Source organism: Nakamurella alba, assembly GCF_009707545.1.
Classification (GTDB): domain Bacteria; phylum Actinomycetota; class Actinomycetes; order Mycobacteriales; family Nakamurellaceae; genus Nakamurella; species Nakamurella alba.
The window spans coordinates 286,642-311,206 of record NZ_WLYK01000008.1; the positions used below are offsets into that span (position 1 = coordinate 286,642).

23 protein-coding genes are annotated in these 24,565 nt (G+C 70.8%); 11 read left to right on the plus strand and 12 right to left on the minus strand.

Annotation, left to right across the window (positions count from 1 at the left end; translation table 11 throughout):
- Positions 1–84 precede the first annotated feature (84 nt).
- A complete protein-coding gene (locus GIS00_RS19070; RefSeq protein ID WP_154770025.1) occupies positions 85–273 on the plus strand; it encodes a hypothetical protein in 189 nt (62 codons plus the stop codon).
- On the opposite strand, the gene GIS00_RS19075 is transcribed toward GIS00_RS19070, so the two are convergent.
- The 5 genes from GIS00_RS19075 to GIS00_RS19095 form a co-directional block, all read right to left on the minus strand.
- The gene (locus tag GIS00_RS19075) at positions 270–899 is read right to left on the minus strand and encodes an HAD family hydrolase (RefSeq protein ID WP_154770026.1); all 630 of its coding nucleotides are present in this window, start codon (positions 897–899) and stop codon (positions 270–272) included. The genes GIS00_RS19070 and GIS00_RS19075 overlap by 4 nt on opposite strands.
- Before the next feature lie 70 nt (positions 900–969).
- On the minus strand, positions 970–1,914 hold the full coding sequence (locus GIS00_RS19080; RefSeq protein WP_154770027.1) for a hypothetical protein: 945 nt from the start codon (positions 1,912–1,914) through the stop codon (positions 970–972).
- A gap of 235 nt (positions 1,915–2,149) precedes the next feature.
- Positions 2,150–2,890 carry a fasciclin domain-containing protein gene (locus GIS00_RS19085; protein WP_154770028.1) on the minus strand — a complete coding sequence of 247 codons (741 nt, stop codon included), beginning with the start codon at positions 2,888–2,890 and terminating at the stop codon, positions 2,150–2,152.
- A gap of 199 nt (positions 2,891–3,089) precedes the next feature.
- On the minus strand, positions 3,090–4,769 hold the full coding sequence (locus GIS00_RS19090) for a molybdopterin-dependent oxidoreductase (RefSeq protein ID WP_154770029.1): 1,680 nt from the start codon (positions 4,767–4,769) through the stop codon (positions 3,090–3,092).
- Between the two features lie 44 nt (positions 4,770–4,813).
- Complete coding sequence (locus GIS00_RS19095) at positions 4,814–6,418, minus strand: molybdopterin-dependent oxidoreductase (protein WP_154770030.1); 1,605 nt, start codon at positions 6,416–6,418, stop codon at positions 4,814–4,816.
- A 228-nt stretch (positions 6,419–6,646) separates the two neighbouring features.
- Between GIS00_RS19095 and sigK the strand changes: the two genes are divergently transcribed.
- Both sigK and GIS00_RS19105 read left to right on the plus strand, forming a co-directional pair.
- On the plus strand, positions 6,647–7,273 hold the full coding sequence (gene sigK / locus GIS00_RS19100; RefSeq protein ID WP_154770031.1) for an ECF RNA polymerase sigma factor SigK: 627 nt from the start codon (positions 6,647–6,649) through the stop codon (positions 7,271–7,273).
- Positions 7,270–8,046, plus strand: coding sequence for an anti-sigma factor (locus GIS00_RS19105; RefSeq protein ID WP_154770032.1), 777 nt, complete (start codon positions 7,270–7,272; stop codon positions 8,044–8,046). Before sigK ends, GIS00_RS19105 begins: the two co-directional genes overlap by 4 nt.
- Positions 8,047–8,049: 3 nt before the next feature.
- Here the strand turns inward: GIS00_RS19105 and GIS00_RS19110 are convergent, their stop codons facing one another.
- Positions 8,050–8,535 (minus strand): hypothetical protein, encoded by a 486-nt coding sequence (locus tag GIS00_RS19110; RefSeq protein WP_154770033.1) that lies wholly within the window; start codon positions 8,533–8,535, stop codon positions 8,050–8,052.
- A gap of 13 nt (positions 8,536–8,548) precedes the next feature.
- Here GIS00_RS19110 and GIS00_RS19115 point away from each other — a divergent pair, with 13 nt between their 5' ends.
- The 4 genes from GIS00_RS19115 (at position 8,549) to purB (ending at position 12,083) form a co-directional block, all read left to right on the plus strand.
- A complete protein-coding gene (locus GIS00_RS19115; RefSeq protein ID WP_154770034.1) occupies positions 8,549–9,016 on the plus strand; it encodes a hypothetical protein in 468 nt (155 codons plus the stop codon).
- A gap of 111 nt (positions 9,017–9,127) precedes the next feature.
- Positions 9,128–9,694, plus strand: a complete 567-nt coding sequence (locus GIS00_RS19120; protein WP_322098140.1) for a SigE family RNA polymerase sigma factor — start codon at positions 9,128–9,130, stop codon at positions 9,692–9,694.
- The gene (locus GIS00_RS19125) at positions 9,691–10,590 is read left to right on the plus strand and encodes a hypothetical protein (protein WP_154770035.1); all 900 of its coding nucleotides are present in this window, start codon (positions 9,691–9,693) and stop codon (positions 10,588–10,590) included. Before GIS00_RS19120 ends, GIS00_RS19125 begins: the two co-directional genes overlap by 4 nt.
- Positions 10,591–10,640: 50 nt before the next feature.
- Complete coding sequence (purB, locus tag GIS00_RS19130) at positions 10,641–12,083, plus strand: adenylosuccinate lyase (RefSeq protein ID WP_154770036.1); 1,443 nt, start codon at positions 10,641–10,643, stop codon at positions 12,081–12,083.
- A 21-nt stretch (positions 12,084–12,104) separates the two neighbouring features.
- Here the strand turns inward: purB and GIS00_RS19135 are convergent, their stop codons facing one another.
- The 4 genes from GIS00_RS19135 to map form a co-directional block, all read right to left on the minus strand.
- Positions 12,105–13,154, minus strand: a complete 1,050-nt coding sequence (locus GIS00_RS19135; protein WP_154770037.1) for an NAD(P)-dependent alcohol dehydrogenase — start codon at positions 13,152–13,154, stop codon at positions 12,105–12,107.
- Positions 13,155–13,196: 42 nt separating this feature from the next.
- Positions 13,197–13,841 (minus strand): HAD-IA family hydrolase, encoded by a 645-nt coding sequence (locus GIS00_RS19140; RefSeq protein ID WP_154770038.1) that lies wholly within the window; start codon positions 13,839–13,841, stop codon positions 13,197–13,199.
- A gap of 44 nt (positions 13,842–13,885) precedes the next feature.
- The gene (locus tag GIS00_RS19145) at positions 13,886–14,818 is read right to left on the minus strand and encodes a ketopantoate reductase family protein (protein ID WP_154770039.1); all 933 of its coding nucleotides are present in this window, start codon (positions 14,816–14,818) and stop codon (positions 13,886–13,888) included.
- 260 nt (positions 14,819–15,078) lie between these two features.
- Positions 15,079–15,843: a type I methionyl aminopeptidase gene (gene map, locus GIS00_RS19150; RefSeq protein WP_322098142.1), complete on the minus strand. Its 765-nt coding sequence runs from the start codon at positions 15,841–15,843 to the stop codon at positions 15,079–15,081.
- A gap of 76 nt (positions 15,844–15,919) precedes the next feature.
- Here map and GIS00_RS19155 point away from each other — a divergent pair, with 76 nt between their 5' ends.
- Both GIS00_RS19155 and GIS00_RS19160 read left to right on the plus strand, forming a co-directional pair.
- A complete protein-coding gene (locus tag GIS00_RS19155) occupies positions 15,920–16,192 on the plus strand; it encodes a helix-turn-helix domain-containing protein (protein WP_154770040.1) in 273 nt (90 codons plus the stop codon).
- 37 nt (positions 16,193–16,229) lie between these two features.
- Positions 16,230–18,257, plus strand: coding sequence for a M3 family metallopeptidase (locus tag GIS00_RS19160; RefSeq protein WP_322098143.1), 2,028 nt, complete (start codon positions 16,230–16,232; stop codon positions 18,255–18,257).
- 31 nt (positions 18,258–18,288) lie between these two features.
- Here the strand turns inward: GIS00_RS19160 and GIS00_RS19165 are convergent, their stop codons facing one another.
- Complete coding sequence (locus GIS00_RS19165; protein WP_154770041.1) at positions 18,289–18,963, minus strand: vWA domain-containing protein; 675 nt, start codon at positions 18,961–18,963, stop codon at positions 18,289–18,291.
- Between the two features lie 285 nt (positions 18,964–19,248).
- Here GIS00_RS19165 and GIS00_RS19170 point away from each other — a divergent pair, with 285 nt between their 5' ends.
- Entirely contained in the window at positions 19,249–20,142 is an 894-nt protein-coding gene (locus tag GIS00_RS19170) for a phosphoribosylaminoimidazolesuccinocarboxamide synthase (protein ID WP_322098144.1), read from the plus strand.
- A 35-nt stretch (positions 20,143–20,177) separates the two neighbouring features.
- Here GIS00_RS19170 and GIS00_RS19175 read toward each other — a convergent pair whose 3' ends face one another.
- Positions 20,178–20,369, minus strand: a complete 192-nt coding sequence (locus GIS00_RS19175; RefSeq protein WP_154770042.1) for a hypothetical protein — start codon at positions 20,367–20,369, stop codon at positions 20,178–20,180.
- 1,188 nt (positions 20,370–21,557) lie between these two features.
- On the opposite strand from GIS00_RS19175, the gene GIS00_RS19180 reads away from it, so the two are divergent.
- Positions 21,558–24,554, plus strand: a complete 2,997-nt coding sequence (locus tag GIS00_RS19180; protein WP_196073361.1) for an HNH endonuclease signature motif containing protein — start codon at positions 21,558–21,560, stop codon at positions 24,552–24,554.
- Positions 24,555–24,565: the final 11 nt, after the last annotated feature.

Consider the following 24,565-nt stretch of genomic DNA (forward strand, 5'->3'; position numbering starts at 1 on the left):
GTCCGGACGGCCCCCGACAGGCAATGTGGTGCACACGGACCCCGATGGTCCGCGGCAGGACCCCAAGACAGCGGGAGTGGAGAGATGGACAAGTTCCTCAAGGTCGTCGGCGTGATCGTGGTCGCCTGGATCGCACTCAGCCTCATCGGCTGGATCTTCGGCTTCATCGTCAAGGCGGTGTTCTGGATCGCGATCATCGCGGGTGCGGTGCTGCTCGTGTCGTGGATCGCCAACAAGGCGAAGTCCTCGTCCTCGGTGGGCTCGGGACGCTAGTCGCCCGGACCGAGCAGGCTCCGGAGTTCCGTCCGGGCCTGCTCCGCCGAGGTGAAGTGCACGGCGTGCATGCCGATCCGGCGTGCACCCTCGACGTTGTCGGCCCGGTCGTCGACGAGCACCGTCTCGTCCGGCCGGGCCTGCAGTGTCTGCAGCAGCAGGCGGAAGATGTCCGCCGACGGCTTGACCACCCCGTGGTCGCCGGAGAACACCAGGTGCCGGAACGCGGTCGACCAGGGCGCGGCCCGGACCAGCGTGCCCATCGAGGCCGGCGCGTTCGACAGCACGGCCAGGTCCGCCCCGGATCGCGCCGCCAGTTCGACCAGCGCCATGGTGTCCGGGTCGATCTCGCTCCAGCCGAGGTCGTCGATCTCCACCAACCGGGCCAGGAGGTCTTCCGCCGGTACCGGGACGCCCGCGGTCGCGCACAGCTCGCCGAAGAAGAGTGCCGGATCCGAATGCCGGTCGTAGCCGGCCCGGCCGGCGAAGTAGAGCGGTTCGAAGACCGCCGCGTCGATCCCGCAGAGCTCCGCGAGCTCGGGGATCCGGGTGGTGCGCCGCAGCAGCACGTCCCCCAGGTCGAAGACCACCCACCGCACGGCACCGGCCCGGCGCAGTTCGTCCATGGGGACGAGTCTGCACCGGGCCGGTGGGGGTGATCGCGCCGGTCGGGTCGGCGCGATCAGCTGGTGGGGATCACTCGGTGGTGTCCGTGCTGGTGACCTCGCTGGTGGTGGTGCCGTCCGGGGTGGGCAGGGCGCTCTCGGTGGTGCCCTCCGGGGTGGGCAGGGCGCTGGAGGTGGAGGTGGAGGTCGACGGCTGGGTGTACTCGGCGCCGCCCGGGGCGAACGGCGGGGTGCTCTGCTTCGTGTACTCGCCGGTGCGGGTGATGGTCAGCGTGGCCGGCTCGCCCTCGCCGCCGACGGTGGTCAGCGTGTACGTCTGCTCGCCGTACTCGGCGTAGCAGCCGTTGGCCGGGATCTCGATCGTGCCGTGCCAGTCGTAGGTGCCGTAGGAACCGACGATGCCCGGGTTGTCGATGGACAGCGCCATCGCGTCCGCGTTCGCCACCTCGTAGGTGAGGAACGCGCTGTACTCCGTCGCGCCCTCCGGGATGCTGCAGGTGATCTCGGCCGACACGATCTCCGGCGCCGGGGTGTGGTGCCAGCTGCTGGTCTCGGTGCTGGTCTCGGTGCTGTGCGACTCCGAGGTGCTGGTCCAGGTCTCGGTGGAATCGGTCTCAGCGGACTCGGAAGTGGTGGTGACCTCGCCGACGCCGGATTCCTCGGTGACCGTGGAGGTCTCGCCCGCGCCGCCGCCCATTCCGTCACCCGGCCCGGACCCGTCCTGGTTCCCGCCGCCGGTGCCCTGGCCGCTGCCGGACCCGTGCCCGCCGGCCGGCTGAGCCTTCGTGGTGTTCGGTGCGGTGGTGTTCGGCGCGGTGGTCGAGGCTGCGCCGCCGGCGGAAATGGCGCTGGCCGTCGCCGAGGGACCGCCGGAGACCTGCACCCCCGCAGCCACCTTCGCCACCGAGGAGGCGACAGCATCTGCGGTACCGGCGATCCCGGGGTTGCAGGCGGAGAGCGTCAGCACGGCGAAGGAGCCGAGCAGCAGAGCGGAGGCAGTGGTGCGGACCTTCATGGCGTTCTCCTGGGCTTGTCCGTCCGGCCGGCGGGATCCCGCGGCCTGGCTTCGTACCCCTTCAGACGCCTGTGTGGTGCCGGAGTTGATCGCCCGTCGAAAAAGTTCTGCCGGAACTGTCCGGAATCCGTCCGGGCGCCGAACGCGGCAACGCCCGCCCCGGCAGGAATCCGGGGCGGGCGTTGCTGTGGTGCTGTGCAGCTGGTGCTGGTACTGCTCTGGTGCAGGGCTCCGATCAGGAGGCCGGCGGCATCAGGACGGTGTCGATCAGGTAGACCGTGGCGTTCTTGGTGGAGACGCCACCGCAGATCACCGAGGCGTCGTTGACCTTGAGCGAGTCACCGGAGCCGGTCACGGTCACCGTGCCGCCCTCGACGGTCTTGTGCTCGCCGACGACCTGCGACGGATCGAGACGACCCGGGACGACGTGGTAGGTCAGGATCTTGGAGAGCAGCGCGTCATCGGTCTTCAGCTTGTCGATGGTGGCGGCGTCGATCTTGCCGAAGGCGTCGTCCACCGGGGCGAAGACGGTGAACTCGGCGCTGTTCAGGGTGCTGACCAGGTCGACCTTCGGGTTCAGCTTGCCGGAGACGGCGGCCACCAGGGTGGTCAGCAGCGGGTTGTTGGAGGCCGCGGTGGCCACCGGGTCCTGGGCCATGCCCTCGACCGAGCCGGCGCCGGTCGGGACCGCGGCGGCGTAGTCGGCACAGCCGGGTCCGACGAGCGAAGCGCCCTCCATGGCCGAGCTGCCCATGCTGGAGCTGCCCATGTCCGAGGTCATCGGCTCGGAGGACATGTCGGAGGTCATCGGCTCGGAGGACATCTCCGACGTCATCTCAGAGGTCATCGCCGAGGTGGTGGCGGGCGCCATGGTGGTGCTGCTCGCACCGGTGCCGGAGTCGGAGCCGCAGGCGGCGAGGGTCAGGGTCAGGGCACCCGCGGCGGCGAATGCGGCCAGTCGCTTGAGCAACATCATTTCTCCTTGAGGACGATCACGAGGGGATCGAGACGACGGACAGAGCCTGCAGGATGCGGACTCTCGTTCCGGAGGAACTTCCTGGTCAAGCAACTCGAACGAGATGCGCTGTCTTTCAGGCTCTCTCGCTGCTCTATCTGGTATTCGGTGGTGAAGCGCGGCCGGATGGGTCGGGATCGGAAGAATTCCCGACGCTCGGTCACGATACGGTCACGCTGCGGGAGTCGTACCCGGTGGAGCCACCCGGGAACGGCGGGGTCTGGTCCTCGATCTGGACCGCACCGGTGCCGTCGGTGGTGCGGCAGCGCACGGTGTGCAGGCCGTCGGTGGCCTTCCAACCGAACTTCCACTGCCGCCAGGTGTCCTTGGACAGCGGCTCGGAGAGCTCGGCCTGCTGCCAGTCGCCGCCGTCGATCTGCACCTCGACGGAGGCGATCCCGCGCTGCTGTGCCCAGGCCACGCCGGCGAAGGTGACCTCCTGACCCACGCTGTACTGCGCGAAACCCTTCGGCACGTCGATCCGTGACGACGTCTTGATCTCCGCCTGCGCGTCCCAGCCGCGCTCGGTCCAGTAGGCGACCTCGTCGGCGAACTTCGAGACCTTCATGTCCACCAGCCATTTTGTGGCCGAGACATAGCCGTACAGGCCCGGGACGACCATCCGCACCGGGAACCCGTGCGCCTGGGGGAGCACCTCGCCGTTCATCGCCACCGCGAACATCGCGTCGCGGCCGTCCGTGAGGGCGTCGAGCGGGGCGGTCAGCGTGAAGCCGTCGACGCTGGTGCACAGCACGCAGTCGGCGCCCTCCTGCACCTTCGCCTCGGCCAGGATCTGATCGATCCGGGCGCCGATCCAGGTCGCGGTACCGACCAGGTCGCCGCCGACCTCGTTCGACACGCAGGTCAGGGTGATGGTCCGCTCGATCTGTTCGCGGTCCAGCAGGTCGTCGTAGTTCATGGAGATCTCGTTGCCGACCAGGCCGTGGATCTTGAGATTCCAGTCCTGCGCGGTGAGACTCGGCAGCACGAATGCGGTGTCGACGCGGTAGAAGCCGGCGTTGTCGGTGATGAACGACGGCTGGTCCGGCACGTCGAGGCTGATGCCCGACGGGATCTGCTGGACATCGGTCGGTACCGGTGCTTTCAGTCCGGCCCGGCTCGCGGCGACATCGGCCGCCGACGGCAGGAACCTGGCGATCGCACCGCCGGCCACGGCGGCCACGGCGACCAGTCCGGCCACCTTGAAGAACCGCCGGCGGTCCGGCGCGAAACCCGTAGGTGCGGGGACGGTGTCGGCATCGTCGGCCTTGCTGCGCCGCTCCGGCATCTCGACCGGTGCGGCGAGGGGAGGTGCGGCGGGTGCGGTGGTCACTGAGGTGCGCCGGAACAGCAGCCCCAGCACCGCGACACCGGCGGCCCCGCCGATGATCGACGGCACCCCGTCCAGCGGCCCGACCGTGCTGGGCCGGGTGTACACGGCGAGCAGCACCACGGCGATCAGCACCGTCAGCACGATCGCGGCCACCCGGGGCGCCTTGCGCGCCACCAGTCCGACGACGACGGCGAGCAGCACCAGGGTCAATGCCATGCCGCCACGCAGGGCGTCCTTGTCGTGCTGGCCGAAGGTCCGGATGGCGAACTCCTTCAGCCATTCCGGGGTGAGCTGGATGAACGCGGCGCCCAGTGCCTGCAGCGGGGAGGCGGCCTGGTTCAGGATGCCGATCCAGAGGCCAAGTGCAGCAACGAGTTCCGCGACGGCCAGGGCTGCGCCGACGATCACCAGGCCGGCGCCGGCGGAGGCCCAGAAGCCGGGTGCCCAGACTGGGCGCCGGTCGGGGTCGCCCGCCGTGTCGGTCGGTGGTGTGTCGGTCGCGGTCATGCCCGGCGTTCGCCGCCGAGCACCGTCCGGCTTGGTCTGCCGCCTCAGACCACCGTGACGGTGCGGCTGTCCAGCCCGGTCGCACCGTCCGGGACGACGTCGGCCACCGCATCCGTCTGCACCGCGCCGGTGGCGTCGACCGCCCGGACCCGGAGCACGTGCTGCCCCTTGCCGGTGGCGGTCCAGGTGTGCGACCACTGCCGCCAGGTGTCCACCGACAGCGTCTCGCCGAGATCGGCGTCCTCCCAGGCGCCGTCGTCGATCTGCACCTGGACGCCGGTGATGCCGGTGTGCTGCGCCCAGGCGACGCCGGCCAGCACCACCTGGTGTCCTTCGTCGTACTGGACGGTGCCGGCCCGTGGCACGTCGAACCGGGACGACGTCTTGATCGGCCCGTGATCCGACCAGCCCCGGACCGTCCAGTAGGCCGCCACATCGGCGAACCGGGTGACCTCCAGGTCGACCACCCATTTCGTCGCGGAGACGTAGCCGTAGAGGCCGGGCACCACCATGCGGACCGGGAAACCGTGCTCGACGGGCAGGATCTCGCCGTTCATCGCGACTGCCAGCAGCGCGTCCCGGCCGTCGGTCAGCGCCTCCAGCGGCGTCGAGGAGGTGAACCCGTCCGTGCTGGTGCAGAGCACGCAGTCGGCGCCTTCCTGCGGGCCGGCCTCGGCGAGCAGGTCCTGCAACCGGGCGCCGATCCAGGTGGCGTTGCCGATCAGCGATCCGCCGACCTCGTTGGACACGCAGGTCAGCGTGATCGTCCGCTGCACCTGCGGGCGGTTGACGAGATCGCCGTATCCGATGGTGATCTCGTTGTCGACCAGGCCGTGCACCCGGAGCAGCCAGTCCTCGGCGCGGAGCAGCGGCGGCGCGAGGACCGTGTCGATCCGGTAGAAGTCGTCGTTCGGCGTGATGTACGGGGACAGGCCGTTCTCGTGCAGACCGAAGTTCGCCGTGACCTTCTGCACGTCGCCCGGCACCGGCACGATCGCGGCGGCACGGCTGGCCTGCACCTCGGCGGCACTCGGCACCAACCGGGACAGCACGCCGGTCACCACTGCGACGGCCGCGCCCATTCCGGCCACCCGCAGGAAGTTCCGCCGGTCGATCGTGGTCGTGGTGGGCAGGGCGGCCGGTTCGTGCACCACCTGCCGGCGGAAGGCGCGGACCAGCACCGACAACCCGGCCGCGGCGCCGACCAGCAGTGGCAGCAGGTCGGTCCAGGACGACCCGTGCCGGAGCAGCACGGCGACACCGGTGATCACCACCAGCACGCCCGCCGCGGCCAGCGCCAGGCGCGGGCTGCGCCGTGCGAGCACGCCGACCAGCCCGGCGGCGATCAGCACGGTGATCGCCATGCCGATGCGCAGCACGGTCTTGTCGGCGGTACCGAAGGTGGTGATGGCGAAACGCTCCAGCCACAACGGCGTCAGCCGGATGAAGCCGGCGCCGAGGGCGCCGAGCGGTGAGGATGTGTCGGACAGCACGTCCGTCCAGGCGCCGACGGCGGCCAGCAGCTCGGCGATGCCGAAGGTGAGTCCGACGGCGACGATCCCGACGAGCGCCGCGGCCCACCGGGTGGGCAGCCACGGGGTCTGCGGGGTCTCCGCCGCAGGTCGAGGGGGTGTTGTGGTGCTGGTCATCGTCGCGCTGGTCCTGTTCCGCCACCGGTCGGGTACGGGTCCATGGTGCACCCGGTGCGGATCACCCGGACGCCGTGTGCACACGGCGTGTCCGGGTGATCGCTGTCCGACGCGAGATCCTCTACACCGGTACGCTCTGACCGGCGTGAACCCATCCGCCGGGCATCCCGCACCGAAGCAGAGATGACAGCGTCAGGGCTCGGGTCCGGACGCGCGAAAGGAACTCAGATGCCAGCAGCAGGACAGCCGGATCGGCCGCTGCGCGCCGTGCCGACGGGCCCCGATGCCTTGGGGGCCGCGGAGTCCGGTGCGCCGACGGCCGAGGTGCTGCTGGTGCGCGTTGCGCGTGGCGACGAGAAGGCCTTCGAGTCGTTGTACGACCTGTTCTCGGCCAGGGTCTTCGGACTGGCCCGCAGAGTGGTCCGTGATCCCAGTCAGGCGGAGGAGGTGGCGCAGGAGGTGTTTCTCGAGATCTGGCGTCGGGCCAGCCGTTTCGACCCCACCCGGGGATCTGCCACCTCGTGGATCATGACGCTCACCCACGGCCGCTCGGTGGACCGGGTCCGCTCGGCGCAGGCGTCCGTGGACCGGGAGCTGAGGGCCGCCGCCTCGGGGACCGAGCGGGACGTCGACACCGTGGTGGAGGCCGTCGAGAACTCGATGGAGCGCCGTGCGGTGCAACGGTGCCTGGGCACGCTGACCGATCTGCAGCGGGAGTCCGTCACGCTGGCGTACTACAGCGGCTACACCTACCGCGAGGTCGCGGAACTGCTGTCGGCTCCGTTGCCGACGGTCAAAACACGTCTGCGGGACGGGCTCATCCGTCTGCGCGATTGTCTGGGAGTGGGAGCATGACTGCCGCCGATGTCCACCTGAACACCGGGGCGATGGCCGTGCACGCCCTGCCCCCGGACGAGACCATCGAGTTCGCCACGCATCTCGAGGACTGCCCGGTCTGCGCCGCGGAGATGCTCGGCTTCGGCGAGGCCACCGCGATGCTCGGTGCCGCCGTGGCCGTGACACCGCCGGCGTCCTTGCGGGAGAACGTGCTGAATATGATCCGCACGATCCCGCAGCTGCCGCCGCTGCTGCCCACCGAGCCGGTTGCTCCTGCCGAGCCGGCGCCGGCCGCTGCGGAGCAGCCGGTGCGTACCGGACCGCGGCACGCCCGGGAAGCGGCACAGAAGCGCTGGTTCCGCCGCACCTCCGCGTTCATCGCGGCGGCAGCGGTCGTCGCCGCGCTGGCCATCGGCACGATCGTGATCGTCAACCGGAACAGCGCCCCTCCCACTGCCGCCGAGTGTGTGGCCGAGGCGACCGACACCCGGGTGATCCCTGTGTCGGCGGGCACGAACGCAGTGGCCCGGTACTCGGCGTCCTGCTCGGCCGCGACCGTCGATCCCACCTCACTGCCGGCGCTGCCGACCGGGCAGGTCTACCAGCTGTGGGTGCTGCGCGGCGCCGCGGCACGGTCGGTGGGCGTCATGACGCAGCCCACCGGCGCGACCGAGCCGCTCACCGCCACCGTCGGTGCGGGGGACACGAACCTCGGCATCTCCGTCGAGCCGGGCCCGCAGGGTTCCCAGCAGCCGACAGAGGGCTCCGTGATCTGGGTGGCCGACCTGTAACGGTCAGGCCAGGCCGTTGATCTCGAAGTAGGTGTCGCTGCCGTTGGTGCCGCACGACGCGATGAAGGTCGATCCGGGATCGTTCCCGCCGTACCGGCACTCGTAGCCGTCACCGAGATCGATCGCGCGCGGCCCGACAGGGACCCCGTCGCCGCGTTGCAGGGCCGCCCAGTACGACGTCATGTCCGCGCAGGGCATCGTGCCCGCCTGCGATGTGAGGACGACCGTCGGCCAGCGCAGGTTCACCGCCGGAGCGGTGCAGCCGTCCGACCCGGCTCCCACGGATCGGCCGACGGTCACCGTGAAGCCGATGACCGTGTCCGGCAGGGTGCAGGTGCCCGGCGGTTCCTCCGGCGCACCGTCGAAGGAGCAGCGCCAGCCGCCCATGAACGGCAGGTCCGGGTCCAACGACCCGTCGCCGATCCCGGTCAGGTAGCCGGTCCACACCTCCACCATCTGCGGGCAGGTCAGCGCCTGCTCCGCCGTCATCCGGCTGTCGGTGGTGAAGGTCAGCCCGTCGGCATCGCAGGAGTCCCCGCCGGAGACCGATGCCGCGCTGGTGCTGGTGCTGGTGCTGGTGGTGGGCGGGGCGCCGTTCGACGGTGCCGCGCTGGTGGAGGTCGCGACACTCGTGCGCGATGTGGTCACCACGACCGCAGTGCCGGAGGAGACCGGCCTCGACGAGGCTGCGGACGATGCGGAAGCGGACGGAGCGCTCGAGGACGGGGTGCTCGATGTGGCCGAGCTCGTCGGCAACGCCGACACCGTCCCGCTCCCGGTGGACTCCCCACCGCACGCCCCGAGCACCACCCCGCCGGCGGCGAGGGCGAGGAACCTGCGGACCACAGCTGCTCGGCGCACGGACGCACTCCGCTCGTCGGGTCGGTCACCTGCCGTGACCGGTCTGTGCGTCACGCTATCGGAGGAACGACGCGAACCGGCAGTCCGGATGCGTCACTCCGCACGATGACCCCAACCGCCCCACCGCCGGCACCCGGATGGGAAAGAATGCGCGGGCGGTCGTGTCCGTGCAACCGACCGCGCCCGGGGTTCCGTCCTAGTCCACAGGTGGGAGGCGTTCGTGCAGGCGAGCGACGAATCGGCATTCGCCGAGTACGTGGCCGCCGGCAGGGACAGGGTGCGCCGCACGGCGTACCTGCTCTGCGGTGATTGGCACCGCGCCGATGACCTGACGCAGATCGCGTTCGTGAAGCTGTACGGAGCATGGGAAAGGATCCGGGACCGCGGTGCCCTCGATGCCTACGTCCGCTCGTGCCTGGTGCGGGCGACGGTCGACGAGTCCCGTCGACCGTGGCGACGCGAGCGCACGGTCGAGACGATGCCGGAGACGCCGGTGTTCGCCGACCTGGCCGAGCAGGTCACCGATCAGGTCCGCGTCCGGGAGGCGCTCGCGGCGGTGCCGGCCGGTCAGCGGGCGGTGCTGGTGCTGCGGTACTTCGAGGGACTCGACGTCGCCGCGACCGCGAAGGCGCTCAGCTGTTCGGAGGGCAACGTGAAGTCGCAGACCGCGCGCGGTCTGGTGGCGCTCAAGGCCGCGCTGGAATCCGGCGGCACAGACGGTTCGGGTAGCAGTGGTGGTTCTGGCAGTGGCGGTTCGGGCAAGGGTGAAGGAGGTGGACAGGCATGAACTCGGGCATGAACTCAGGGATGAACGAGGACCGGGAGATCGATCCCGCGGACGAGGAGCGACTGCGCGCGCTCTTCGCGACCGCACTGCAGGACGAGCCGGAGTCCACCGTCTCCCCGCTGTCGGTGCTGCGTGATGCCCGCCGTCAGGCCGAACTCGACGACGACGACCGCCGCGTCCGCCGGTCCCGGTGGATCAAGGGCGGTGGCGGCCTGGCCGCGGCGGCCGCCGTGGTCCTCGCCTTCGTCCTGCTGCCCAGCCCGGGCACCACGGACACCGCGAGCTCCGCCACCAGGGCGGCGACCACCGCGGCGGCCACCGCCATGGCCGCTCCGCTCGCGGGCGACATGGCGTCCCAGGGCTCCGCCGGTGGGGGCCAGGAGCTAGAGTCCGCCGCCAGTTCCGGTGCCACTGCGGCCTCGGGCGCCGCGACCTCGGCCGCTGCGTCGTCGGCGGCGGACGGTGCACAGACCAGCGGCGGCGGCGCGACCTGTGAAGCCCCGCCCGCCGCAGTGATCGACGCGGCCGTCACGGCGCTGGAGCAGGCCGCACCCGACGCCGACTTCGACTACGCCGGCACCGGCGCGGATCCCGACGGCTGCAGCACCGGCCTGGTGTCCTTCGTGCTCACCTCGCCCTCCGCCGGCGACGTGGTGGTCACCTTCGGCCCCACCGCGGCGGTCACCGGCGCCACACCATCGGGCACCGACCTCTACGGCCTCCCGTCGAGCGCGCAGTCCGCAGCCGGCTCGAGCAGCGCGCCGCTGCCCGCGTCCATCCGGACTCTCTCGGCCGCCGCCGGCGGCGCCCGATCGGTGTCGGTCACCGGGACCGGCACCACCGACACTGCGACGTTGAACGCTGTCGCCGACGCGGTGGCCGCCGCCCTGGACTGAGCAACCCTGACCGAAGCGCACGAACAGACCACCCCCGCCGGGCTGGGACAATGGGGCATGTGACCGACGCTCCCCGCACCAGCAACGTCCTCGCCTCCCGCTACGCCTCGCCCGAGATGGTCGGCATCTGGTCGGCGGAGAACAAGATCAAGGCGGAGCGCCGGCTCTGGCTCGCGGTGCTGCGTGCCCAGGACGCGGCCGGGCTGCACGTCGACGCGCAGGTGCTGGCCGACTACGAGGCGGTGCTGGACAGGGTCGACCTGGCCTCCATCGCCGCGCGGGAGCGGATCACCAAGCACGACGTCAAGGCCCGGATCGAGGAGTTCAACGACCTCGCCGGCCACGAGCAGATCCACAAGGGCATGACCAGCCGCGACCTGACCGAGAACGTCGAGCAGGCGCAGATCCTGCAGGCGCTGCGGTTGGTGCGGGACCGTACCGTCGCGCTGCTGGGCCGGCTGGGCGGGCGTGCGGGGGAGTACGCGGAACTGGTGATGACCGGCCGGTCGCACAACGTCCCGGCGCAGGCCACCACGCTGGGCAAGCGGTTCGCCTCAACGGCCGACGAGGTGCTGGTCGCGTACCGGCGGATCGATGCGCTGCTGGAGCGATACCCGTTGCGCGGCATCAAGGGTCCGGTCGGCACCGGGCAGGACATGCTCGACCTGCTGGGCTCCTCGGAAGCGGTGCAGGCACTCGAGTCCGCGGTCGTCGCCGAGGCCGCCGGGGTCGACGCGGTCTTCACCTCGGTCGGTCAGGTGTACCCGAGATCGCTGGACTACGAGGTGGTCTCGTCGCTGGTGCAGCTCGCCGCCGGCCCGTCGTCGCTGGCCACCACCATCCGGTTGATGGCCGGGGCGGAGCTGGCCACCGAAGGGTTCCTGCCCGGTCAGGTCGGGTCGTCGGCGATGCCGCACAAGATGAACGCCCGCTCCTGCGAACGGGTCTGCGGTCTGGCGGTGATCCTGCGCGGCTACGCGTCGATGGCCGGCGAGCTGGCCGGGGCCCAGTGGAACGAGGGCGACGTCTTCTGCTCGGTGGTCCGGCGGATCGCGCTGCCGGACGCCTTCTACGCGATCGACGGCCTGCTGGAGACCTTCCTGACCGTGCTCGACGGGTTCGGCGCGCACCCGGCGGTCATCGACCGGGAACTGCAGCGGTACCTGCCGTTCCTGGCCACCACCAAGGTGTTGATGGCGGCGGTGCGGGCCGGTGTCGGCCGGGAGACGGCGCACGAGGCGATCAAGGAGCACGCGGTGGGTGTCGCGCTGGCGATGCGGGAGAGCGGCCAGGCCGACAACGACCTGCTGGACCGGCTGGCCGCCGACGACCGGCTCCCGCTGGACCGCGCCGCGCTGGACGAACTGCTCGCCGATCCGCTGTCCTTCACCGGGATGGCCGGTGCGCAGATCGAGTCGGTGATCGCGCAGATCGGCGACATCACCGCCGCCCACCCGGAAGTGGCGAAATACACCCCGGGTTCGATCCTCTGAGTTCGTCAGCCGTGAGCGGGCTCAGCCGGGCACGATCACCGCGCGGCCGCGGATCGTGCCGTCGTGCAGCCGGCGGTAGGCCTCCGGGGTGTCGTCGATGCCGAAGGTCTCGGTCTCCACGGTGAGCGCGCCGAGGCGGGCCAGCTCGACGAGCTCGGCCAGTTCGTTGCGGGTGCCCCAGTAGGTCGCCGACACCGACACCCCGAGTGGAGTCCGCACCTGCCCGACGGAGGCGGCCCCGCCGCCGACACCGATCACATGCACGTCGCCGGCGATCGCCACCACCCGGGTGGCGATGTCCACCGTCGGCTGCGCCCCGACGAAATCCAGCACCACCTCGGCGCCGTTCCCGCCGGTGAGGTCCCGGATCGCGGTGATCGCCGCGGGGTCCGACCGCACCGTCTCGTGCGCGCCCACCTCCCTTGCCAGCTCCAGCTTCTCGTCGCTGACGTCCAGCGCGATCACCCGGGTCGAGGTCATCGCCCGGAGCAGCCGGATCGCCACGTGACCGAGCCCACCGGCGCCGATCACCACCGTCGTGGACCCCGGGACCAGCGTGCTCAGCGAGCGGTTGATCGCGTGGTACGGCGTGAGGCCGGCATCGGTGAGCGGGACGGTGGCCACCGGATCCAGATCGCCGATGGGCACCAGGTGCCGGGGCGAGTCGATCAGCATGTACTCGGCCAGCGCCCCGGGGGCGCCGAGTCCGGGGGACCGGAGTCCCAGTGCAGCTGCCCGGGTGCAGTAGTTCTCCCGGCCCAGCGAGCAGTTGCGGCAGACCCCGCAGCCCCAGGCGCCGTAGACGAGACAGGCGTCCCCGACGGCGATCCCGGCCTGCTCGTCGAGCCCGTCGCCGAGCGCCGCGACGACCCCGGCCCCCTCGTGGCCCAGCGTCATCGGCAGGGCGTAGCGGGCGGCCTTCTCCGCGGGCAGCGACATGATGAAGTCGTCGGAGTGGCACAGCCCGGCCGCGGTGATCCGCAGCAGGATCTGGCCGGGACCCGGTGTCGGGTCGGCGATCTCGACGACCTCGGGGCCGGCGCCGTACTGCCGGTACTGGACAGCTTTCATGGCCCGAGGGTAGCGCCGGGACCTCCGCCCGGCGCGGTGGGGTCAGTCCCAGCCGAAGGTGATCACGCCGTCGGCGAGACCGACTGCGACGGAACGCAGGTCGGGCACGGCCGGCACCTCGAGCCGGTCGTAGGTGGTCAGCAGGCCGAGGACCTGGCACCCGGCCGCGGTGGCCGAGACGATGCCGGCGTGCGCGTCCTCGACGGCGATGCAGCGGTCGGCGGGGACACCGATCCGCTCGGCGCCCAGCCGGAACGGGGTCGGGTCGGGCTTGCCGACCCGCACGTCGTCGGCGGTGACCAGCACGTCCGGGACCGGGATCCCGGCGGCCTGCATCCGGCGGGTGGCGAGCTTCCGGGTGCCGCTGGTGACCACGCCCCAGCGGTCCCGCGGCAGCGCGGCGAGCACGTCGAGCGCGCCGGGAGTCGGGACCACGTCGTGGGTGTCGTTGACCTCGCCGTCGAGGACGAAGGCGGCGAGTTCGTCCCAGCCGTCGGGACCGAGGTCCGGTGCGATCAGCTCGACCACCTGACGCGCGGGCATCCCGTGCTTGTCGGCGACGAGGTCCTCACCGGCGCGACCGAGCCGGACCGCGACCTTGGCCCAGTTGCGCATGACGCTGGCGGTGGAGTCGACGAGGGTCCCGTCGAGGTCGAACAGCACGGCGTCGGCGTGGAGCTGGGGCATCGCGGTCCTCCGGGTGGGTGGGTCCCACCATTCTGACACCGTTGTCAGACTGGTCTGGCACCCGCTCCGGCACCGCCCACCGCCAGCGCGGCCCGGGCTGCGCGCAGCAACGGGACGTCCACCCCGGCCGTCTCCGCCCGGTCGACCAGGTCACCGATGATCTGCTCGTCCTCCAGCGGGTGCCCGGCGACCAGGTCCTTGTACATCGACGTGGTGAAGGGTGAATCGGTGTCGGTCATCATGGCCCGCGCCCGTTCGACGGCGGCCGACCGCGGGGCGGAACCGGCGGCGGTGCACACCGCTCCCGTCTCGGCCAGGATCGCCAGCGCGGTCTCCCGGCCGCCGGGGACGGCCACCGCCGGCCCGATCGGCCCGCGCATCAAGGTGTTGAACGCGCCGGCGGCCGCCAGCAGGTACCACTTCTCCCACATGTCGAGCCCGATGGTCTCCGAGAGCCGGGTCGCGAAGCCGGCGTCGCGCAGCGTGCGGTCGACGCCGGTGATCCGGTCCGACAGTCGGCCGTCCGTCTCCCCGAAGGTGAGCGCAGGCAGGACGCCGCCCACCTCGATCACGCCCGCGTCGTCGAGGTGGGCGGAGATGAACGCCACGCCGCCGAGCACCGCGGACGACCCGAACGTCTCGCGCAGCACGTCCATGTGCCGCATGCCGTTGAGCGCGGGCAGGATCGCGGTGCGCCCGTCGACGGCGGGCGTCAGGTCGGCCAGGGCGGCATCGAGGGCGTACGCCTTCACCGACAGCAGCACCAGGTCCCAGCCGGGCTGCAGGCGGTCGGCCGTGACCAGCGTCGGACGGATCCGGGAGCCGCTGCCGTCGGGCTCGTTGATCCGGAGCCCGTGCTCGGTGAGGGTGGCCGCCCGGGCGGGCCGGACCAGGAAGGCGACATCCCTTCCGGCGGCCGCCAACCGGGCACCGAAGTACCCGCCCACGGCGCCGGCGCCGACCACGAGAACACGCATGGATCGAGAGTAGATCCGGGGGCTTGACGGCGCCGCGAGAGCTAGGTTAGCCTTACCTTGTTCGACAGGAACGGCGGTGGCTGATCCGGTTCATCCCGCGGCGGGGACCGAGCCCAGCTCCCGGATCTGCAGTTCGGCGGATCTGCTTGACCACCGATGTTCACTGTCGAAGAGCCGGAGGTCCGTCGCGGCGGCGGACCTCCGGCTCGCTCCTACAATGCACATTGTGCAGGACAGGCTGCCCTACCGCGCGCCCGGGCTCACGCCGTGAGCACGACCGGCCCGTCCGGGGTGATCGCCACCGTCTGTTCCACGTGCACCCCGCGGCTGCCGTCCACGCTGCGCAACGTCCAGCCGTCCCGGTCGGTCCGGTAGGCCTTGCCGCCGCCGGCGAAGAACCACGGCTCGATCGCGATGGTCAGTCCGGGCTTCAGTGGGAACCCGCGCGCGGGCCGGCCGTCGTTGGGGATCGACGGGGCCTCGTGCATGGTGCGGCCGACGCCGTGCCCGCCGTAGTCGGTGTTGATCCGGCAGCCGCCGCTGCGGACCACATGGCCGATGGCGGCGGAGATGTCGCCCACCTTGTTGCCCACAACGGCAGCGGCGATACCCGCCGCCAGGGCCTGCTGCGCCAGCGCGATGAGTGCGGTGTCGGCCGGGTCCGGCTCACCGACCGACAGGCTGATCGCGGCATCACCGGTCCAACCGCCGAGGGTGGCCCCGGCGTCGATGCTCAGCAGGTCGCCGTCGGCCAGGCGTTCCTTGCCCGGCACTCCGTGCAGCACCGCGTCGTTGACCGACACGCAGATCACGCCGGCGAACGGCGGCATCGACGGCGCGGGTTGGTAGTCCAGGAACGGCGAGATGGCCCCGTTCCGGCGCAGGACGTCCCGGGCCACCTCGTCGAGTTCGAGGGTGCTGACACCGGGAGCCGCCGCCGCACGGACGGTCTCCAGCACCTCGCGGACCACCTTGCCCGCGGCGCGCATGCCGTCGATCTGGCTGGGGCTCTTGAGTTCGATCACATGGTCCTCCCGTGCTGCTGGTATTTCTATCCCGGTATTTGTATCACGGTACAGTTATCCCGCTAGAATCGTCGGCATGGTGCGTCCCCCGCTGACCGAGGCCGATCGTGAACGAGGCCGGATGCTCGGCTCCGCGCTGCGGACCGCGCGTGGCGGCCGGAGCCCGATCGAGGTCGCCCTTGCCTGCGACATCTCCGTCGAGACGCTGCGGAAGATCGAGACCGGGCGGATCCCGACGCCGGCCTTCGGCACGGTGGTCACCCTGGCCCGGGCGCTCGGCATCCCGCTCGACGACCTGGCCGACCTGGTCGCCACGGAGCCGCCCGCCCGCCTGGTGCGACCCGCCTGATCCTGGCGGTTCACGGTGAGCGGCCTACCCTGGGGCCGTGACCGACAACCCGCTGCTGCACGAGTCCACCCTGCCGTTCGGCCTGCCGCCGTTCGCGCAGATCCGTACCGAGCACTTCGGTCCGGCACTGGACGCCGGGATGGCCGAGCACCTGGCCGAGATCGCCGCCATCACCGCCGATCCCGCCCCGGCGACGTTCGCGAACACCGTCGAGGCGCTGGAGCGCAGCGGGCGCACGCTGGAGCGGGCCGGCGCCGTTTTCGGCAACCTGATCTCCTCGGTCGCCGGCCCGGATCTGCAGGCGGTCGAGGCCGCGTACGCGCCAGAACTGGCCGCGCACTCCGATGCGCTGTACCTGGACCGGGCGCTGTTCGAGCGGATCTCGCGAGTGCACGAGGCGCGGCTGGACAGCGGGCTGGACCCGGAGCAGATCTTCCTCGTCGAGCGCTACCACCGGGACTTCCGGTTGGCCGGTGCGGAACTCGACGATGCCGGGCAGACGGAGCTGCGTGAGCTCAACCGGCGGATCTCAGAGCTGACCACCCGGTTCCGTCAGCAGTTGCAGTCCTCGATGGAGGAGCGCGCGCTGCTGTTGGACGACGCCTCCGAGTTGGACGGACTCGAGCCGGCGCAGATCGCTGCAGCTGCCGCTGCGGCGTCCGCCGACGGCCACCCTGGCAAGTACCTGATCCGGCTGATCCTGCCCAGCGGTCAACCGGCGCTGTCCGCGCTCCGGGACCGGTCCGTGCGCGAGCGCCTGCACCGGGCCTCGGTGGAGCGCGCACCCGAGAACGGTGATCTGGCCGTGGAGATCGCCCGGCTGCGGGCCCGCCGCGCCCGGTTGCTGGGGTTCGAGCACCATGCCGCGCTGACCATGGCCACCCAGACCGCACGCACCGTGGATGCCGTCGACGGCATGCTCGAACAGGTCGTCGCGCCGGCGATGGCCAACGCCGCCCGGGAGCGGGTCGCGCTGCAGGAGCTGGCGGACGTCGACGGCGTGCAACTCGCACCCTGGGACTGGGCCTACTACGCCGAGCGGGTCCGCGCCGCCCGGTACGACCTCGACACCGCAGCCCTGCGACCGTATTTCGAGCTCGACCGGGTGCTGTCGGACGGTGTGTTCCATGCCGCGACCGAGGTCTACGGGGTGACCTTCCACCTGCGCGAGGATCTGCAGGGCTACCACCCGGACGTGCGGGTCTGGGAGGTCCGCGATGCTGACGGCACCCCGATCGGGCTCTACCTGGGCGACTACCTGGCCCGCATCGGCAAGCGGGGCGGCGCCTGGATGAACTCCTTCGTCGACCAGTCCCGGCTGCTCGGCAAGTCCCCGGTGGTGGTCAACAACCTCAACGTGCCGGCCCCCGCTGCGGGCGGCCCGGCGCTGCTGACCCTGGACGAGGTCAGCACTCTCTTCCACGAGTTCGGGCACGCGCTGCACGGCCTGTTCTCCACGGTCGCGTACCCGCGGTTCAGCGGCACCTCCGTCCCTCGCGATTTCGTCGAGTTCCCCAGCCAGGTCAACGAGATGTGGGCGATGTGGCCGGAGGTGCTGCTGCACTACGCCGTGCACGTGGAGACCGGTGAACCCCTGCCGGCGGACGTGGTGGCGGCGATCGACGCGGCACAGCTCTGGGGTCAGGGCTTCGGCACTGTGGAGTACCTGGCCGCCACCGTGCTGGACCAGGCCTGGCACCGGGTCACCCCGGAGACCGACATCCCGTCGGCGGCCGAGTTCGAGGCGGAGGCGCTGGAGAAGGCCGGCCTGGCATCGGATCTCATCCCGCCGCGCTACCGGACGGCCTACTTCCAGCACATATTCGCCGGCGGCTACGCGGCCGGCTACTACTCCTACCTGTGGGCCGAGGTGCTCGACGCCGACACCGTGGAGTGGTTCAAGGAGCACGGCGGCATGCGGCGGGAGAACGGCGACCTGTTCCGGGCCGAGCTGCTGTCCGTCGGTGGTTCCCGGGACGCGATGGACTCGTTCCGGGCGGTCCGCGGACGGGACGCCGACATCGCTCCGCTGCTGCGACGCCGGGGTCTCGTCCCGTCCGCGTAGTTGTCGTTCTGATGGTTGTTGTTGCCGGAGTTCAGTTCTCGTCGTCGGTGTCCTCGGCACGCGCGTCGGCCCGCTGGGCGTCGGACCAGGCCAAGGCCGGGGCGGCCTGGACGGGCGGCGCCCCGCCGGCGACCGCGGTCCGGTACGCCGCGACGTTGGCGCCGGCGCTGCGCATGGCCGTGCGGGCCCGCCGGCCGGTGAAGGTCATTGCGAAATCCCGGTGCACACCGAGACCTTCGCCGACGGCGATGGCGTCCTGGTTCGCGCCGAGATAGGTGAACACCCACTGGTAGTCGGACCGCTGCTGCTCGACCAGCGCCCGGATCGCCTGTGGCGTCCACTCGCGCGACGCGTTCTCCAGACCGTCGGTCATCACCACCACGATCACCGACGACGGCCGCTGCGCCTCGGATAGGGCGGCCAGCTCGGCGCCGGCCTCGGTGATCAGCCGGCCCATGGAGTCCAGCAGTGCGGTGCTGCCGCGCGGCTGCAGGTCGAGCTCGCCGACGTCGTTGACATCCTTGTCGCGGTAGACGATCTCGTAGTGGTCGTCGAACTGGGCCAGGGTCACCAGACAGCGCCCGGGGGCGGACTTCTGTTGCTCGACGAAGGCGGCGAACCCGCCGACGGTGTCGGTCCGGATGCTCTGCATCGAGCCCGATCGGTCGAGCAGCACGTACAGGTGGGTCAGATCCTTGTCGGTCATTCCGGCCTCCATGGGGTCGATCATGCGGAGTGGTGCGGGTGGTGACAGGGCCGTTCGCGGGGTTCGACGTCGTCGATCGGATCCCGGGAACGGAACACAGCACAGCCGGCGTGAGCCGTGTGCAATCAGGAGAAGAGGCAACCGAACGATGCGGTCCTGCTGTCAGGTGTAGCACAGTTCTGCGACGATGTGTGTTCGGATTCTGACAGTCGCTGTGCGGCATGGCTTCTGGCGGCCGCGTCCACTGCCTGGTTCCTGCGTCGCGGCGACCGGTAGGCTCCGCGCGTGAGCACACCCCTGCACCTGCCCGGCTGGACACACCTCGCCTCCGGCAAGGTCCGCGAGCTGTACGCGCCTGTCGACGGACCGGGTGATGTGCTGCTGATGGTCGCCACCGACCGGATCAGTGCCTACGACCACGTGCTGCCCACCCCGATCCCGGACAAGGGCCGGATCCTGACCGCGATGAGCGTGTTCTGGTTCTCCCTGCTGGAGGACCTGGTTGGCCATCACGTGCTGAGCGTCGAGGACGTGCCGGCGGAGGTCCGCGGACGGGCGATGCTGGTCCGCCGGCTGGAGATGTTCCCGGTCGAGTGCGTGGCGCGGGGGTACCTGACCGGATCAGGGCTGGCGGACTACCGGGCGACCGGCGGGGTGTGCGGGATCGCCCTGCCGGCCGGGCTTGTCGAGTCGTCGAAACTGCCGGAGCCGATCTTCACCCCGGCGGCGAAGGCGGCCGTGGGGGAGCACGACGAGAACATCACCTTCACCGATGTGGTGGCCGCGGTCGGTGCGGAGCGGGCGCAGCAGCTGCGGGACGTGACGCTCGCGGTCTACGCCCGGGCGGCGGTGCATGCCGCGAGTCGGGGGGTGCTGCTGGCGGACACCAAGTTCGAGTTCGGACTGCTCGGCACCACCCTCACACTCGGCGACGAGGTGCTCACCCCGGACTCGTCCAGGTTCTGGCCAGCGGACGGGTACGCGCCGGGTGCGGTGCAGCCGTCCTTCGACAAGCAGTACGTCCGCGACTGGCTGACCGGCCCGGACTCGGGCTGGGACCGGGCCTCCGACACCCCGCCGCCGCCGCTGCCGGACGATGTCGCGCTGGCGACCCGGGCGCGCTACGTCGAGGCCTACGAGAGGATCTCCGGACGGTCCTTCGGGGACTGGCCGGTGTAGCTCGCGGGTGCTGTGTGGTGGTGGGTCGCGGCTGTTCAGAGGTGGTGCAGGCGCTCCGCGGCCATCAGGAACTGGTGCGCGACCACGCAGCGGACCCTGACCACCTCCATCGGCCCGCCGGTGGAGCCGATCCTCGACGAGTCGACGATCTCCGCGGGTGCCGAGCACTCCGGGCACGCGACCAGTCGCAGTGTGGCCTCGTCCTGGCCCAGTTCCTCGTCCCGCACGCGCCTGCTCCTGCCGTTGCTGTTCCTTTCCCTGGAAGTTAGTGGACCCTAAGTCGCTGCGGAAGCCTGCGTGACGGAGCCCACGTGCAGTCCGTGCGTGTGCAGCCGGCGTCTCTGTATCGGAACAGGCTGCAGCTCAACAGATGTCGTTCCGCCGGTTGCCGTTGTGACGTCGCCGACGCCGATGACCTGAGCGCCGTCGACCGGTCAGGCTGCCCTTCCGGGTGCGCGGGTGCGCGGGTGCGCGGGTGCGCGGGTGCGCGGGTGCGCGGGTGCGCGGGTGCGCGGGTGTGGGCTCAGGTCATGACGTTGCGGCGCTGGGACTGAACGATGACGTCGCTATCCGGGGTCGACCGCGCCAGGATGGGTGTCGGCACGTGGCGGCGGGTCGAACGGGCGGGCGGCGACGGAGCGGTCCGGCCGGGGTCGAGCAGTGTGCCGATCGATACGCCACAGGGAGCACGTCAGGCGAAATGCTGGGTGGTTGGTCGGCAGCGCCGGGTGGTCGGCGTTCTCCGGTCCTGCCGACACCGTCGCCGGCGGACCCGACTCGCACTCGCTTCCGGTGAATGCCGGAGCCTGTCCGGCGATGAGGTGGATGCGGCACCACGCCGACGGCCAGGGATGGAACCGCATGGACTCAACCTCGCCGTGAGGTTGAGTCCATCCGACACCAGGAGAGTGTGTCCTCATGAAGCCCGAAAAGTGCTGGTGGATAGCAAGTATCGGCGGCTATGTCGGGGGCCGCGGATCGGCTCGGGTGTCGCATTCGGGGCACCTGTCGGTGCCTCGTGGTGCGTTGTTCTCCGAGAAAGGCCGTGGTGGTTCTAATGTCGAAGGGCGGGTGGGTCTGCCTGTCGAAACTGATTCGCGGGATGTTTCCTCGGGGAGGGTCGAGTGGCACGGCGAAGGCAACCGGTGGGGTTGCGCTGTTGTCGCAGTGACTGAGATCTGCTGTGCGGAGGTTGGTTCCGCCGGCGATGCCGTATGCGTGCCGCCCATCGAACAGCCGGTCGCCGGCTGCTTGCACGATATCTGTTGCAGATAGCAGGGTGTCACCCGAGGGTCGCGGAGCGAAGTAGTTCGAGAAGTTCTGAACATCTGTTCCATCGCGTGTTCCGAACTGGTAAGTTTGTTGGCAGTTGCCTCGGGGTGAGGTTTCCGGTTCTCGTCGAAGGGAGGGTTGTGATGGCGCGTCGCCGCAGGAAGGGGCGGGAGCTGCCGGCGGATCGGCGTGCGGTGGCGGCGTTGGCCGCGTTGGTGTCCAAGGATCCGTTGCAGCTCTCGGGTCGGGCGGTGGCGGACGGGGTGGCTGCGGCGGGGGAGGCGGTGTCGTTCGTCCAGGCGCGGATGTATCTGTGGGCGGCGGCGTTGGCGGCGCCGGAGAAGATCCCGTCGGCGATCGGTCTGCTCAAGTACCCGGCGAAAGCCGCTGCGGCGGAGCAGGCCGGGCTTGCAGGTTCGAAGGAGTCGAGGGAGCGGGCGGACGCGCGGCGGCGGATGGCGGGTGCGGAGGTGTCGGCGGCGTTGACGCTCTCGCCGGTGTCGGGTGATCTGTTCGTGGATCGGGCGTTGAACCTGGTCGGCGAGTTGCCGGCGACGTGGGCGATGTTCGAGCGGGGCGGTCTGGATCAGCAGCGGGCGCGGATGGTGCACGACCGGGCGATGCGCGTGGAGGACCCGGAGCGGGTCGGGGAGTTCGAGGCGCGGGCGTTGGCGATGGTGCCGGGTCGGGCGCCGGCGCAGTTGGAGCGGCTGCTGGACCGGTTGTGGCTGGACATGCACCCGGTGGCGGCCGCGGAGGCGGAGGAGCGGGCTTTCCAGCAGCGGTGCACGGGGCGGCGGGATCTGGATCATGCGATGTCCCGGTTCTACGCCGAGTTGCGGGTGGAGGACGCGGTGATGGTGCAGGAGTTGATCGATGCGATCGCCCGCACCCTGGACGAGCAGGACGGGCGCACGTTGGCGCAGCGTCGGGCGGATGTGTTCGTGTCGATCTTCGCCCGGCTGGCCGAAGGAGGGGCGGTGGATGTGTCCGGGATCCTGGCCGCCGCCGCGGTGCTGGCCGCCGACCCCGACCTGGCCCGCCACGCCGCCGGCGACACCGACACCGACGGCGACGGCGACGGCGACGGCGACGGCGACATCGAGAATCCCGAAGGCGACAGTGGGAGCCCCGACGACGAAGGCGGGGACGAGAACCCCGCTGGGAACGGCGAGGGCCTCAACTGCGACAGCCCGGACGGCGACGGCCCCGACAGTGAGGGCTCGGACGGCGACGGCCCCCACGCTGAGAGCCCTGACGGTGGCGACGGATCGAGTGGCGACAGTTCGGACGGTGAGGACGACGGCGCCGACCAGGTTGCCGATACCGATCTCTTCGACGGCAGCCCGGACGGCCACGGCCCGGACGAGGAGAGTTCTGACGGGGAGGAAGCCGACGGTCAGGACCTCAGAGGTGCAGACACGGTCGGCCCGGAAGGCGACAACGGTGTCGACGACGAGGGCTTCGGAGCCGACCGCGCTGACGGCGAGCGCTCGGGCGAGCAGGACCTCGATGAAGAGGGTTCCTCTGGTCGGAGCCCGGAGAGAGATTGCCCGGACGACGAGAACCGTCATGGCGGCGACGACACCGATGGTCAGGCCGTCGACAGTGGCGGTGATGAAGGGTCGGGACGTTACGGCGCCGGCGAGTGTCCGGACAACAAGAGTTCTGACGTCGATCAAGCTGACGGTGAGGACATCAGCGGGTACGACGTCGACGACCAGAACGTCGACCACGGTGCAGATGACGAGGGCTTGGGACGCGATCACACCGGTGAGCCCGTCGTGGACACCGCCAGCGACGAGCAGGACCACGACCTCGATGAGGAGCGGGGCCGTGGCGGTATCGCGCCCGATGCCCGGAGTGCCGATGGCATGCGCGCCGAGCACAGGCGGGCCGACGATCAGGACCCGGACGAGCGGAACTCCACGGAGTGGGAGGCCTGCGGAGAGGACTCAGCCGGGCGGAGTGCCGCCGAAGGGAGTGCCGGCGACGCTCACGAGTTGAACCCTGCCGGTGCGGAGCCGGTCGACCGGGCCGTCGACAGTTCCGGGCGCAGCGCGGACGTGGGTGACGAGCGGGCCGTCGACCCAGGGTCCGGTCGTGACGAGATGTCGGTAGAAGGCGGCGAGACATCCTGCAGTGGTGAAGGTTTCGGATCCGGTCCCGCGCAGGATCCACGGACCGACGACCCGCCACCGGACGAGGACGAACTTCATCACGACCAGGCCGACGCCGCCCAGGCGCCGACCGGTTCGAACGACCCTGAGACCCGTTCCGGGGCAGCACTCACAGATCCAGATGCGGGCACGACCACCACGGTCGACCCTGACGAACAGGCGCCCGGACCTGCCGGGCCCGCCGACACCGTCGTGGACGAGCTCGCCTGGGCGGCAGCCAAAGAAGCCAAGGAAGAAGCCCGTGCCCGCCGGGTCAGGGAGTTCGCGACCCGACTCGGACCCCGCTGCCACCAGGAACGGCCCTGCGAGGACGCCCACGAGAACTGCACCCACCCGTTGATCAGCCCAGCACCCGGACCGCGCACCGTCCGCCGCGGACTGACCCCGCACCTGCTGCTCACCCTGTCCCTGGACACCTACGCCGAACTCGCCCAGCACCCCGGCCACCTCGAGCACTACGGCGCCGTCTCACCCGACCTCGCCCGCACCATCGCCGCCCTGTTCACCTCCGTCCAACTCGTCATCATCGACCCCGCCACCGGCGCACCCGTCGGCGCGTCCAAGCGCCGCTACGTGCCCTCCACCGACCTGGCCCGCAAGGTCCGCGCCCTGTCCCGCACCTGCTCCTGGTACGGCTGCAGCCGACCCGCCGAACGCTGCGACACCGACCACCACATCCCCTACAACCACGACGATCCCGACGCCGGCGGCGCCACCGACCTGTGCAACCTCGAGCCCTACTGCCGCTTCCACCACCGACTCAAGACCCACACCGACTGGACCATCCGCAAGCACCCCGACCGCTCCGCCACCTTCACCACCGCCACCGGCCGCATCGCCGAGAAACCACCACCGGCCACCACCGACCCCGGCGAATGGACCCACACCGACACCTGGATCACCACCACGACTGACGCCACAGAGCAGGTGACCGATGCCGACGAGCCACCCCCGTTCTGACCTGCCGACGG